This window comes from Enterococcus sp. LJL99, from assembly GCF_054871725.1.
This window is the reverse complement of sequence record NZ_JBTXLT010000009.1, coordinates 125569-138534: the sequence shown is the minus strand read 5'-3', so window position 1 is coordinate 138534 and position 12966 is coordinate 125569. Positions and strand designations below refer to the sequence as shown.

The window sequence follows — 12966 nt, the reverse complement described above, 5'->3', positions numbered from 1 at the left end:
TCTAAGATTTGATACTAACACCAAATTTACATTATGACATGTATTCGACAAGAGTCGAGCTTTTTAATAGAAATATTCGTGAGAATGCTTTGCTTGATAACTCAGATTTAATGATTCCTTTTGCTCAACATAGTGGTTTAGCAACAAAACTTTTAGATGTAACTTCAAATTCACTTGTTGCATTGTATTTTGCTTGTCAACAAACTGAAGAAAATTCAGATGGGTATATTTATGTTTTTGACGACTATGCAGATATAACTAATGTTCTTGAAAAATACCCTTATTTTGATTTAGAAAATGAATTATTAAAACATTTAAAGTTATTAAGAGAACAAACAGGACAGTTAATTGAAAGTAAATGTGGTAGTTCTGAACTGGAATATACTTCAGTAAAACATGAGGAACTTGAAGATTTTGGTGAATGTATTGAGCATTATAGAGAAAAGTATCTGCAAGGTGGAAACTCTAAATATTCTGTAGCAAGAGGAATTTCTAAAGAAGACAGTCTTTTTACTAAAAAACGGATGAAACTTATCTCATTATTGGAAGAGATAAAAAGTTGGGTAATTAATATTTCTTCAAAGAGTGCAGATATGTCTGCAAAATTACTTCCAATTGGATATACACCAGATACTCCTGCGATTGATCTTATACACCCATATAAAGAAAAACGATATGCGTATTATAATGAGCAATATAAAAAATTTGATATTGAAGTGAAGGAATATCTAATATCATTAGAGTGTATTCTTGCATTTATAAGTGATAAAAGTTCAGTCTTAAACTTATCAAGTATGTTTGAATTTGAAAATTTAACAATGGATTTTTTGCCGAATTTTTTATATAGTCCCGTGTTAACCTTCAAGAGGGGGGTGAGTCAACAAAGTTCCTTTTTTTACAAACATTATTTGATAAGCATGAGCTAAATATAATTGATGGTACAACAATGGAGCAGAGTTGTCAGGTGCCTAGGCAATTAATGAAATGCCAAGCAAATTATTCACATAGAATTATAATTGATGGAGAATCAAAAAAGGAGATTTTAGCAGAACTTGATAAAATAGGTGTAAATAGAGCGACTATGTTCGGGGATGCTGATAGTATTGCAGATTATATAATGAATAGGTAGATATTGCTAATACATAATTAGATTAACATTTTTTTGACTACTATTTGTTGTATCTTAGATAAGGATAAGTAAACTTAGTAATTGATATCTTATCTATGGTAGGATATCTAAGTTTCATATATAAGTAAAGTAAACTTGATTAAAAACTATAAAAGGGTTGGTATTTATTGGAGTAATTAAATATGAAACAGCCCTACAAGAGTTTAAGACAATACATTATGATATTAGAATAGATTGAATATCCATGTATTAGAAGATATAATTGAACTAGCTAATTTTTCATGGTTTGGGGTGAACATTTATAGTGGAAGATATACTAGTTACAGTATCAAGAATTACAAAAATTTTAAACGAGAAAATATGGTTTAAAAAATTACTTAATCAAGTACAGGATGACAGCGAGAAAGAAAAATTCAGTGCAGCTTTAATAAATAGAACTATAGCAATATATAATAAAATTGATACTCAAGAAGACAGAGAACTATTTGAAGAAATACTAGATGAAATTGATGTTTTAGTGTTGTCTGATTATAGTCGTTTACTAAATAGATGCTATATTGAGCTTAGAAAAAAGTATCCCAAGATCGAAAATTTTTATGTAATACCGCTTTTGAAAAAAAATTCAAATGAAGATAATAAAGTTAAGAGCGGTATGTTTGTTTCATATTTATTTAATACTTATCATTTCTCATTTATCGACGAAGTAGAAAATTTTCAAGGGGCTAAAATAAAGGTAATTAAATATTTAGATGATAATACACTAACAAAAATAGAAAAATCAGAAAATTCTATGATTATTTTTGCAGATGATTTTGTTGGAACTGGAACTACAGTTGTAAGTGTATATAAAAGCTATTTTAAAAATTCATTAGATCTCATAGAAACAAGGACTTGTCTAATTGCTTTATCTATATTGGATATTGGATTACAAAAAATTAATGAAGAGGGCATTCCATTGATTTTCGGAACAGAATTTCTTAGCTTAACATCAAAATTCAAAGGTAACATTGATAAAAAAGATAATATTATTAGGGTTGTCAGAACCTTATCTAATAGCTTTAAAATTAAAAACAATAAAATAGGATATAAAGACAGTGCATCAACAGTAATTACGATACGCACTCCAAATAATAATGTTCCTTTTTTGTGGTCCTCTAAAGTCAATAAAAGAAAACCGTTATTTATCAGAAATGAGTGAAGCATATGAAAAATCAAGATATAGAACAATTAAGAATATGGTCGGCGTTGTATTGCACGGAAACAAATACAAATTTTAGTAGTTTGATAATTAATGAAGATTATATTGAATTGGCGAGTTTTGTACAAAAGTTAATTAATATAGATTTAATTGATTATGAGCAAGGTAAATATAAGTTAACAGAAAAAGGCAAATATAAGAAAAAAGAGATTGAAAGAGTATTCGATTTAAAAGGAATCCAGAGATTTGTAGTTCCAGATTTTAATGTACTAGTTGACTCTATTGAGAGTAATGATTTATACTATTTTTGAGACTCCTTACTAGCATTTTGATAGAAAACTTGTTTTTTATCCTATTTGTCGATTTCGTCAAGTAGTAAGAGAATTTGATTTCAAGCTTTGTAACAAATAATTTTTCTCAAGGATTCGAAAACCTTATTTGTTACACTAGCAATCAATAAATTGATTGCAGCATCACTACTTATTTTTGCTCTCTCTCCTCAAATTCTGGCTTCACCAGATTCCTCGTCGTTCAATCAAAAATAAGTAGTGATGAAAATATAAAATAATAAAGACTTGTAGTAAGGAGACTTTTCGGAGGGGATTATTTTGAATTGGGAAGAATACGAGATAGCTTTCAGGGAGAAAAATTCGGAATTAAACCGATTTTCGCAATCAGAATTAGAAAATAAATTAAGATATGCTAAAAACATTTATGAGAACAGAGCTACTGTAATATATGATGCAAAGCATTTAGCAGAATTAGTAGGTGTTAAGTATTTTGAAGTATATAAAATCGCAAATAGTAATTCTAGATTTTTTTATAAAGAATTTTTATTACAAAAGAAAAATGGTGGGGAAAGAAAAATTAAGGCGCCTTTACCTACACTAAATATAATACAAAAATGGATTTTTGAAAATATATTAGCAAATTTGAAATGTAGCGTGTACTGCAAATCTTATCAAAAAAATTTGTCATTAAAGGATAATGCCAAGTTCCATAGGAGACAGCCGATATTAATGAAACTTGATATTTCGAGTTTTTTTGATGATATAAGTTGGGGATTGATATATAATATCTTTAAAAATTTAGGTTATAGTGTTGAAGTAAGTACCCTTATAACGAAGTTAGTGATGTATACAGAGAATGGAAAAGTTAAAGGGATTCCTCAAGGAGCTATTTCAAGTCCAATGCTTTCCAATCTTGTGTTAAAGAAATTTGATGAAAATATTGGATATTATTGTGTCAACAATAAAATAAGATATACGAGATATGCGGATGACCTAACATTTTCGGGCAATTTTGATACCTATAAATTGAAAACATTTGTTAATAAAGAATTGCATAAAAATGGATTTTTGTTAAATAATAGAAAAACAAAGATATTAAAATCAAATGATAGACAAGTAGTAACTGGAATAGTTGTTAATGAAAAAATGCAGGTCTCACGTAAGTATAGGAAGAATCTTCGTTTGGAGATATATCATCTTTTATTTCGAACACAACAACATTTTGAGTATAAAAAATTGAAAAACTATGATGAGAAATCAATGTATTTAAAAACTATTATTGGTAAAGTGAATTTCGTCTTACAGGTAAATAGTTCAGATAAAGAGTTCAAAACTTATAAGAAAGAAATTTATAAAATTATTGACTCGATAAATAATAGTGAACTTAATAAAAATAATTGGAATTAAAATTTATAAAAAAAGAATTTCGGATACAATAATTCCAAAATTCTTTTTCTTTATTGCTCCCGATAACACATCAAAATTGACCAGATTTTGACCATCCTAATTTGATAATCATTGATAAATATTGACTAATTGAACTACTGTGAATTACCTTAATTGTTTAGATTGACAACGAATGATGATGGTTGAGAAGTCGTTTCCAATATGGAAGGGTCAGTGAGGTAATAACAAAATAGAAGCTAGAAACGCTGTTATATAGGCATTCCTAGCTTTTTGTAATACTCAAAAATAAAAGTAGCACCAATGGGCATTTTTTAGAACAAATCTTTTTCTGTTTCGATGAAATGAGATTTCGGATATTACTTGTTCCGTCTAGTTGTTGATTTGATACAAGTAAACTTTCTGAGATATTGCCAGTGTTTTTGGTTAGACTACCACTTGTTAAATCAACTAACTGTCCTTGAACATTTTGAGAGAGGGTATTCACTTCTTGAACTTTGTTGGCACCATCAGCGAAAAATGTCATACTACCTACATAGATTAAGGTGAAAATACCAAAATGGATTAATGCCTTGCTGATTCCTTTTTCAAAAAAATTCTTTACTGAAATGGCAATCACAAATGTAAAAAGGATAGTCCCTACAACACTGAATAATTTGTTGTCAATAGCCTCGGTAGTGGAGAATAGATCTGGTAATACTCCTTATAATAAATTTAAACTAAAGAGTTTGTCTATCACATAATCTAATGCCAGAACAAGGTATTTGATTAATCCAAAAGCAATATTGAGCAACGCATTTTGCACACTTTGTAAGTTTTAGTTGATGCTAAACCAACTACCTTTTTCAAAAAATGATTGGAAACTATCGATATCAAACAAATCTTTTATTAACATAGCAGCTCCTTTCTAAGCGCTAAAGATCGTTTCCACATCTGCACTTGTATTTTTTTTGACCGTTTGCAGCATTTGATGGATTTCTTCATAAGGACAGTAGACAAGCATTTTGCCAACACGTCCTCGTAAATCTAAATAAAGGCAATGATAATTTGGTAGATTTTTTAGCCACTCAATATTCTCGTTAGTGATTTCTAATCCTAAATGACGAAGAATATCTTCTCGTTCATCTTTGTCATCGTAAGCAAAGATTCGTCCAAAGTTTCCTGTATCATCTTCTTCGGCTGTATTTTTAACTGATTGAGTGACTATAATTAGGGTATTGTTAAAGCTTCTACCAACTCTGCGCATGGATTTGATAATGGCACGACCGTTTTTAGAAGAATTAAAAATCCAACTTTCATCAAATAAAACAACGGTGCTTTCTTCTCGGTCACGTAAACCGAAAAGTTCACAGAATTTTCCAATAGACATCATCAACATGACAGATTTTCTTTGAGTAGCACTGTAATTACTCCTAAGTGTTTCTGCACGAGGCATTTCTAACCCTAAAACTTCTAAGATAGTCACCTTATTCATAAGATTCAGTCCTTCATTTTCACGATAACTAAAGGCTAGTTCTAAAATAGAACCTTGTACTGATTTCTTGATTAAGCTGGTTGTATCTCGAATCTCCTCATGTGTGCTTTGTAGCATTAATTTGACTATATAAAGATTTCTTCTGTTTGAGTTTACCTAAAAGTTAAAAATCTATAACTGAATAAAAGTCAAACGGACTATTCACCTGGGGAAAACGCGAATAATCCGCTATTTTAACTTGAAATTTTTGAATAGAAAGAGCCTCATCTTATGTTAAAGTTGAATTACTACAAAACAAAAAAATGAAAAAAGGAGGCTCTGTTATTCTAACTTGAAATCTAGTGAAATTTATCAAATCAAGCGAGAAATTATTAATTTTTATAAGAGGCTTACTCAACGAATGGCAAAACCAATAATGAAGCTCATCTCAGATATGATTTATGGAATCGCCAAAAATCGATCACCTCTATTATCTAGAATCATCCAATCATTAGAAGAGTAGATTAATCTCCTTTCAACCATTAAACGGATCAGTTGCAATGGCATGGAATTTAAGGACTATGCCAAACTGTACAATAATTACACAGCTATTGTTAAGTCGTATCTCAAAGAGAATAGGTTAGTTAGTGTAGACAACTCGGATAGTGTAAAAACTTATGGGGAACAATTTGAGATCTACATCTTGTTCATGATGGCTCAAAAGGTAGAGTAGGGAAAGGTTATATGACAGCTAATATGTCTATCGTATTTCAAAATAAGAAACATCCGATTCCGGTTTATTCTTATGAAAAATCAATATCTTTAAGGACCTCAATAAAGTCAAGTTCCAACTGTATCGTTATATACGAGGGCTAGCAGAGCTTCTTAGGTTCGATAAAGTTGGGGTTCAAAAATTTTAAAGAGGATTGAGTATAGAATCAATCCCGGTCATCTAAGATTAGAAATCTAACAGAAGGCCGATAACGATTCAAGTGTGTTGAATAGGGACGCTTATTTATCATAAAAAAGTCAACTACTTAGCTGCGCCATCAAAAAACGAGAATAAGAATAAGCCTCGCTCTTACTTTGGTGGTTTTACACGTCAAATAGGTAAATTCAACTATTTATTTCTTGAATTTTTACTATTCTTTATGATAAAATTATATGTATGTGTGTTTAGAAAATAGAACATAAGATAATTGAAACAACAAACAAGCGGATGTATTTTCACAAATTTAATCTGTAGGATAATGAATAAGGAGTAAAATTGATGTTTGTAGAATTTATTATTGAAAATCAGCTTCACTATGTGTTTCTTCAGGATATTTTGATTTTTTTGGTGATTTATATTTTGGGGGATATAAAAAAGAGGAAAAGCTATCTAATCTTCTCATTATTATTATCATTTGTTTGTTCTTTGATATATGGGTGGGTCAACTTAATAGCAACAGGTTTTGTTTGGCTGTTTGCTATGTTTCTTGTCTTTTATCTGACAAAGAAGATAAATATTTCAATATTATTACCTTCGCTGTCAATTTTGTTATATATATTAGTCAATTACTTTATGGGGAATTTGCTGACTGTTCTTTTTGGTATTATTGATATAAGTGTTGAATTGATTATTGGTGTTGGATCTGTAGCCTATATTTTATCAGTTGTGGGAATTAAGTATGTTCATACAAGGATAACGAGAAAGATTGACATTACCGAAAAAATGAGATGGTCTGGATCAATTCTTGCGACAGTTACATTTATCAGCTATTTCGTTATCATAATAATTGAGCGATTTGCAGGGCAGGAGACTGCGATGGGACGAGCAAATTCTTTTTTCATTATTGGCTATGGTCTAATTTCTGCATTAGTATTCTTAATACTGATGTATTCTTTCCAGAAGGAATATGCAGCGAAAGAAAAGCAAAAAGAATTATTCTATCTAAAAGAATATACTGATAAATTAGAGACAAATTATGTGGAGATGCGTCGTTTCCGCCATGACTACCAAAACATTTTGATGTCAATGGAAGACTATATCACTGTGGATGATCTTGAAGGCTTGAAAGAATATTTCTATACAAAGATCAAAAAAGCCTCTCAAGTGATAGAGCAGAATAATTTCAAATTATCTCAATTAAGTAATGTGAAGGCGAGTGAAGTGAAAAGCCTGCTTGCCAGTAAATTAACCGTCTCGCAGGAGATGGGTATCAATACTGAGATTGAAGTAAACGAACAGGTGGAAGAAATCAAAGCAGATTCGATTATATTGGTACGTTCTCTGGGGATTATCTTAGATAATGCGATAGAAGCAGCTTCGACAATTGAAGGTGGTTTTGTTCGAGTTGCTGTGCTTAAGCATGCTGGCAAGCTAATGATTGTCACTGCCAACTCTTGCACAGAAGACATTCCTAAGCTGTTTGAATTAAAACAGGAAGGATTCTCGACGAAAGGAGAGAACCGAGGGATAGGCTTGAGTAACTTAGATCGAATGGTTGCTAAGGAAAAGCGGACAACATTGGAAACAAAAATCGAACAAGGGATATTTTCACAAATTTTATCTATAGGAGAATAGGATATGCTAAAAATATTTGTGTGTGAAGATGATGAAAAGCAAAGAGACAATATTGTGACGATTATAAAAAATTATATATATATGCAGGATTATGATGTTTCTTTTGAACTAGCTACTGACGATCCACTAAAACTGTTGGAGTATATTTCCGCAGATGAAGAAAATGATACAGGGCTTTACTTCTTAGATGTTGATTTGAATGCAGAAATGAATGGCATTACGTTAGGAGCTGAGATTAGAAAGCTGGACCCCAATGCCAAGATTGTGTTTGTAACAACACATGCAGAGCTGGCTTACCTAACCTTTTTATACAAAGTGGAGGCAATGGAGTACTTGGCAAAAGATGATCGAATGCAATTACAAAACAAAATGACTGAGTGTATTGATATTGCTGTGGAACGCTATTTGAATGTCAGAAGCGGATCAACGGAACATATCGTTATCAAGAGTGGTGATTCTCAGATTAAACTGGATGTATCTGATGTTCAGTTTATTGAATCATCCAGCACACCCCATAGATTAATTGTTCATTTGGATAATCGTCAAATCGAATTTTATGGAAAAATAAAAGAGATGGCTGCGTTGAATCCCAAATTTTATAGATGTCACCAGTCTTATGTGGTGAATACTATGAATATTGAAGAGGTCATTCCAAAATTAAGAGAAATCACGATGAAGGACGGAGAAACATGCTATGCTTCAGTGAGATATTTAAAGGGCTTGATGGAAAAACTGAAGGCGCAAAAAATTGAGGAATAATACCAACTACCAGAATGTATCTGGAAACTCCGGTAGTGAATCGCTTACCTGGAAAAAGGGCTGGTTCTACGAATGTCACTCAAGTTTTGGCAAAGCAGGTTTTGTTTGAACTAGATTGTGAGGAGAGAACTTATAGAAGAGATGACTGGTTCCCAGAAGTAAGAAGAAACTGAATTGTAAGTAGAATGTATGCAGAAGTGAACAAGCAGCAGAGAGTAGACTGATTAATGGTCTATTCTCTTTTTTTGCTGCTAAATGCTTAATAAACGTAGGTATATCAAGGGATGAAACAATTCTATTTCTAACTTTTCAAATAAATCAGAACAGAATATGGAAACGGAATCAACACTTTTGATATCAGAAGTGTTGATTCCGTTTCTATTTATTGACACTTTTGTTGGAAGAGCAAGGAGCTATGAAGTTTTGCATTTCAGATAGGGTTCCCATCTATAATAGTATTTGTAGAGGGGGCAGCAAACAAATGGAAAACAGAGTATCGATAGAAGAGCAGTTCTCATTAAAACTGACAAACTGCTTGAAACAAAAAATTGCACTGACAGAGATAGAGGAAGCAAAAATTTCTTATGGTTTATCCGTGTTATTGATTACTTTAGTCAAGTTATTTCTTATCTACATTACTTCACTCATGTTAGGAACGTTTTTTGTCACATTAATATGCCACATTCCATTTTGTATCGTTCGTAACTACAGCAAAGGGTTCCATGCTAAATCGAGCTTCAATTGTGGAGTAAGCGGAATTATTTGTTTCAGTATACTTCCTTGGTTACTTCACTCACTGGAGCTAACTATCAATCCTTTGCAGGTTATCACAATCGGAATTATAAGTGTGATTGTTCTATTTTTCAGAGCCCCTGCAGATACAGAAAAGGATCGGATACAAGATCTAAAGCAACGATCAAAACTTAGAAAGAGAGCTGTTCTTACATATATATTCCTGTGTATGTTCCTGTTCATTCTTTTTAAGGACACGCATCAGGTTATTGGAATAGGTGGATTAACTATTGCAGTTATTCTGACGTTCCCACGAGAAAAAATATTTTGGAGGAATCAAAAATGATGAAGAAATTTTATAAGACAAAAGTAAAATTATTGAGAGTTACAGTGACTTTAGGTGTGCTATTAGGAAATATAGCCTTAGCTAGTGCTTGCCCTATGGGATTTTACGAACCAACTAAGCCGGATATTTTGAAATCTGAGGAATAAAATAATGAGGAGGGAGCGATATGGATAAATACATTCAGAAATATAGGCTTTTGGAAACAATTAATATTGATTTTTTAGCAGATATTAGTAAATCGGAAGACTGGGATAGCTTTTTCTATGAGATGTTTGAACTTGTTTCAATTGAGGAAAAAGCAGAAGAATTCTTTATTTATAACAGGGATCGGCTGTTCTTCTTAAAAAAGCAGGAAAGTATGGAAATCGAAATTAGAGAAGCGGCAGATTTTATGGATAACAGTGAGCTGGAGGAGCTTGTCATTATAGTCAACCAAAAGAGCAACAAAAATAGATCAACACTTATCCCGAAGCTTATTAGCTACTTGAAGGAAAAAAAGATTGGTTATCAGTTATTAAGTAAAAACCAGAAAAAGTTTTTTCCAAAAGATATCACAGAAATCATTTCTATCGATAGATGATAGTCCATTCAATTAATAAGAAGTATAGAAGTCCCACCCATTAGAGTGTTGGAGAAAATCATGAAAATACATCGTTATTCAGGTGTGTTAAATAAAAAAACATTTTTAGCAAAGGAGAAAGATTATGGAATTTATTATACAAACGAATAATTTGACAAAAAGCTTGGGTAACAAAGAAATTCTTCGAAATATTAATTTGAACGTAGAGCCAGGGAAAATTTATGGATTACTGGGAGCAAATGGGGCAGGAAAAACAACGCTCATGAAAATCATGCTTGGGCTTTTGAAACCAACTTCAGGTGCAATGGAGATTATGGAGAAACCCATCGCTTCAGAGGATACCAGCTATTTATCAAAGATTGGTAGTTTAATTGAGACACCTGTTTTTTATCAAAACCTGACAGTTGAACAAAATTTGCACATTCACTGTGACTATTTGGGGGGAGGCTACAAAGAGGACATATCTAAGGTTCTGGAATTAGTGGGACTAACCGGAATTGAAGACAAATTTATCAAGGAGCTTTCATTAGGGATGAAGCAGCGTTTAGCGATTGGCCGTGCGTTACTTTGTCAGCCGGAGCTGCTGATCTTGGATGAACCGATTAATGGGATTGATCCGGAAGGAATTGTAGATATTCGAAACATTTTAGTTGATATCAATAAACAGCGAAATGTCACAATCATTATCAGCAGCCATATTATCAATGAAGTAGAAAAAATAGCAGATACGGTAGGAATCATCAATGACGGCAGTTTGTTGGAGGAAATACCTAAAGAAGTATTCCAAAAGAATAACTTCAATTTAGAAGAACATTTTATCAAAATTTTACATTCATCAAAAGCTGCGTAAACGGCTGAAGAAATAAATCTGTCTAATAATGAGGACAGCTATAGGAGTGAAGCAAAACTATGAATATGAAAAAATTAGTAGAAATTGAAATGAGAAAGATTGACGTGAAAAAATATATTCAACACGTCATGATCGCAAATGTCGGTATCGCACTTTTAGTATTAATGACTTCGTTTTTAACGGCTTTATCAGGTGGTGAGGTTCCTCAAATCACGACTGTAACAGTTATTGACACATTGGTTAAATCAGTGTTCATTGTATGGGAATCAGTTTTGATTGCGAATCTGATTATTGAAGAGTTTCGAAGTAAAACGATCCTGATTCTGTTTTCTTATCCATTGGATCGAAAAAAAGCTATTATCAGCAAACTGTTGATTGTATGTTCAATGATTTTTGTATCAATGATTGTTTCACAAGTGTTTCAAAATGTATTGTTTTTTGGCTTAGACAAGGTACTGCCATTAATCAATTACAGTATTAATTTATCAGAAATCGGCGTGACTCTTCTGACAACAATCACGTCTATCTTACTGGGAATGCTGCCAATGTATGTGGGAATGCTAAACAAATCGACTGTTGCAACGGTGGTCAGCTCCATTTTGATTGTGAGTCTGACGATTAGCTCCGGAGGACAGGATGGCGCTGGTATCATCACTATGATACCAGTCTCAATTACAATGGGCGTAATTGGGATTGCATTAGCACTTACAGCAATTAAAAAAATGTTATCAGAAGATATTGTACTTTAATCATTGAAAAATCAAATTAGGAGGAAATAATTATGAATGAAAAATTTTTAAACAGTATTGAAAATAGTATAGGGTCACAATTAGTCACTTTTGGTGCCACTGCCAGTGTAGTTTTTGGGATTGTGTTATTACTTGTCGGAGTTTACTTGAAGAAAAAAGATAATCAGTGGTGGATTCTTGCCGTATTGCTAGGTGTAGCAGCGGTATTCACCAATGTTATGCAAATCATCTAGAGATATTTGGTGGTAACTGTAAACAACGAGTGAAAATATCTGAGCCGGAAAGCGGCTCAGATTTATACATAGAAAGCACACGAATTTTGACTATATAAAGCTGGTTCAGTGGAAAGCTAACGGAGCTGTTTTATATAGAATGAATGATAAATGGGGGGAAGAGGCGTGAAATTATTTTCATTCGCATATGCAGGCGGAGATGGTCATGTATTTTATCCGATGAAACTTAAGAGAACCGATTTACACCATCAAGGAGCTGTCAATATGGATCGAATACTAAACGACGTACCAAACAAAGGAAGAGGCTACTCTATTAAAAAATATCTGAACAATGACAGACAATATACAATGGAACCTAGATATGTGTTCAACAACCTTGGTGAGGTGCGCAGCTCAGTTGAAAAAGCAGAAGGGCTTTCACTTTCAACAATTGAATTTGGAAATGTTCCGCCACAGGATTTCTGCGTCAACTACGAAATCTATTGTTATTCCAGAGTAACAAAAGGCAAAATCAATGTTGGTGTTCAATACAATCAGCAAAAGTACTCTGAAGAAGAAATCAAAAGCCTTTTGACTAATTTCAAGCAACAACTAGTATCACATGGTGCCAGAAAAGAGCCAAGGATTATGGTTAATGCTTAATTTTTAAAACGAGTACCTGTCTAATTTAATAGGGA

General features: G+C 32.3%; 15 protein-coding genes. 13 read left to right on the top strand and 2 right to left on the bottom strand.

Features of this window, described 5'->3' with window-relative positions:
- Positions 1 to 8 precede the first annotated feature (8 nt).
- From ACYSNW_RS13685 to ACYSNW_RS13670, 4 genes are all read left to right on the top strand, one after another.
- Entirely contained in the window at positions 9 to 926 is a 918-nt protein-coding gene (locus ACYSNW_RS13685) for an FRG domain-containing protein (RefSeq protein WP_461745377.1), read from the top strand.
- A gap of 507 nt (positions 927 to 1433) precedes the next feature.
- The gene (locus ACYSNW_RS13680) at positions 1434 to 2327 is read left to right on the top strand and encodes a phosphoribosyltransferase-like protein (protein ID WP_461745375.1); all 894 of its coding nucleotides are present in this window, start codon (positions 1434 to 1436) and stop codon (positions 2325 to 2327) included.
- 5 nt (positions 2328 to 2332) lie between these two features.
- Complete coding sequence (locus ACYSNW_RS13675; protein WP_461745373.1) at positions 2333 to 2638, top strand: hypothetical protein; 306 nt, start codon at positions 2333 to 2335, stop codon at positions 2636 to 2638.
- A 297-nt stretch (positions 2639 to 2935) separates the two neighbouring features.
- On the top strand, positions 2936 to 4024 hold the full coding sequence (locus ACYSNW_RS13670) for a reverse transcriptase family protein (protein WP_461745371.1): 1089 nt from the start codon (positions 2936 to 2938) through the stop codon (positions 4022 to 4024).
- 262 nt (positions 4025 to 4286) lie between these two features.
- On the opposite strand, the gene ACYSNW_RS13665 is transcribed toward ACYSNW_RS13670, so the two are convergent.
- Positions 4287 to 4547 carry a hypothetical protein gene (locus ACYSNW_RS13665; RefSeq protein WP_461745369.1) on the bottom strand — a complete coding sequence of 87 codons (261 nt, stop codon included), beginning with the start codon at positions 4545 to 4547 and terminating at the stop codon, positions 4287 to 4289.
- A gap of 381 nt (positions 4548 to 4928) precedes the next feature.
- Positions 4929 to 5624: an ATP-binding protein gene (locus ACYSNW_RS13660; RefSeq protein ID WP_461745407.1), complete on the bottom strand. Its 696-nt coding sequence runs from the start codon at positions 5622 to 5624 to the stop codon at positions 4929 to 4931.
- 1120 nt (positions 5625 to 6744) lie between these two features.
- On the opposite strand from ACYSNW_RS13660, the gene ACYSNW_RS13655 reads away from it, so the two are divergent.
- The 9 genes from ACYSNW_RS13655 to ACYSNW_RS13615 all read left to right on the top strand — a co-directional run bounded on the left by ACYSNW_RS13655 (position 6745) and on the right by ACYSNW_RS13615 (position 12931).
- The gene (locus ACYSNW_RS13655) at positions 6745 to 8040 is read left to right on the top strand and encodes a sensor histidine kinase (protein ID WP_461745367.1); all 1296 of its coding nucleotides are present in this window, start codon (positions 6745 to 6747) and stop codon (positions 8038 to 8040) included.
- A 3-nt stretch (positions 8041 to 8043) separates the two neighbouring features.
- Positions 8044 to 8799 carry a LytR/AlgR family response regulator transcription factor gene (locus tag ACYSNW_RS13650; RefSeq protein ID WP_461745365.1) on the top strand — a complete coding sequence of 252 codons (756 nt, stop codon included), beginning with the start codon at positions 8044 to 8046 and terminating at the stop codon, positions 8797 to 8799.
- Between the two features lie 481 nt (positions 8800 to 9280).
- A complete protein-coding gene (locus ACYSNW_RS13645; protein ID WP_461745363.1) occupies positions 9281 to 9877 on the top strand; it encodes an accessory gene regulator B family protein in 597 nt (198 codons plus the stop codon).
- Complete coding sequence (locus tag ACYSNW_RS13640) at positions 9874 to 10023, top strand: AgrD family cyclic lactone autoinducer peptide (RefSeq protein WP_461745361.1); 150 nt, start codon at positions 9874 to 9876, stop codon at positions 10021 to 10023. The genes ACYSNW_RS13645 and ACYSNW_RS13640 overlap by 4 nt, the downstream gene beginning before the upstream one ends.
- 20 nt (positions 10024 to 10043) lie before the next feature.
- Positions 10044 to 10457: a hypothetical protein gene (locus ACYSNW_RS13635; protein WP_461745359.1), complete on the top strand. Its 414-nt coding sequence runs from the start codon at positions 10044 to 10046 to the stop codon at positions 10455 to 10457.
- A gap of 124 nt (positions 10458 to 10581) precedes the next feature.
- Positions 10582 to 11307: an ABC transporter ATP-binding protein gene (locus ACYSNW_RS13630; protein ID WP_461745358.1), complete on the top strand. Its 726-nt coding sequence runs from the start codon at positions 10582 to 10584 to the stop codon at positions 11305 to 11307.
- 59 nt (positions 11308 to 11366) lie between these two features.
- On the top strand, positions 11367 to 12056 hold the full coding sequence (locus ACYSNW_RS13625; RefSeq protein WP_461745356.1) for an ABC transporter permease: 690 nt from the start codon (positions 11367 to 11369) through the stop codon (positions 12054 to 12056).
- A 32-nt stretch (positions 12057 to 12088) separates the two neighbouring features.
- Positions 12089 to 12289: a hypothetical protein gene (locus tag ACYSNW_RS13620; RefSeq protein WP_461745355.1), complete on the top strand. Its 201-nt coding sequence runs from the start codon at positions 12089 to 12091 to the stop codon at positions 12287 to 12289.
- A gap of 150 nt (positions 12290 to 12439) precedes the next feature.
- Positions 12440 to 12931 carry a hypothetical protein gene (locus ACYSNW_RS13615; RefSeq protein ID WP_461745353.1) on the top strand — a complete coding sequence of 164 codons (492 nt, stop codon included), beginning with the start codon at positions 12440 to 12442 and terminating at the stop codon, positions 12929 to 12931.
- Positions 12932 to 12966 lie beyond the last annotated feature (35 nt).

Coding starts and splice junctions, on each gene's coding strand:
- ACYSNW_RS13675 (WP_461745373.1), top strand. CDS start 2,333: ATGAAAAATCAAGATATAGAACAATTAAGAATATGGTCGGCGTTGTAT.
- ACYSNW_RS13665 (WP_461745369.1), bottom strand. CDS start 4,547: ATGACATTTTTCGCTGATGGTGCCAACAAAGTTCAAGAAGTGAATACC.
- ACYSNW_RS13655 (WP_461745367.1), top strand. CDS start 6,745: ATGTTTGTAGAATTTATTATTGAAAATCAGCTTCACTATGTGTTTCTT.
- ACYSNW_RS13650 (WP_461745365.1), top strand. CDS start 8,044: ATGCTAAAAATATTTGTGTGTGAAGATGATGAAAAGCAAAGAGACAAT.
- ACYSNW_RS13645 (WP_461745363.1), top strand. CDS start 9,281: ATGGAAAACAGAGTATCGATAGAAGAGCAGTTCTCATTAAAACTGACA.
- ACYSNW_RS13640 (WP_461745361.1), top strand. CDS start 9,874: ATGATGAAGAAATTTTATAAGACAAAAGTAAAATTATTGAGAGTTACA.
- ACYSNW_RS13635 (WP_461745359.1), top strand. CDS start 10,044: ATGGATAAATACATTCAGAAATATAGGCTTTTGGAAACAATTAATATT.
- ACYSNW_RS13630 (WP_461745358.1), top strand. CDS start 10,582: ATGGAATTTATTATACAAACGAATAATTTGACAAAAAGCTTGGGTAAC.
- ACYSNW_RS13625 (WP_461745356.1), top strand. CDS start 11,367: ATGAATATGAAAAAATTAGTAGAAATTGAAATGAGAAAGATTGACGTG.
- ACYSNW_RS13620 (WP_461745355.1), top strand. CDS start 12,089: ATGAATGAAAAATTTTTAAACAGTATTGAAAATAGTATAGGGTCACAA.
- ACYSNW_RS13615 (WP_461745353.1), top strand. CDS start 12,440: ATGGGGGGAAGAGGCGTGAAATTATTTTCATTCGCATATGCAGGCGGA.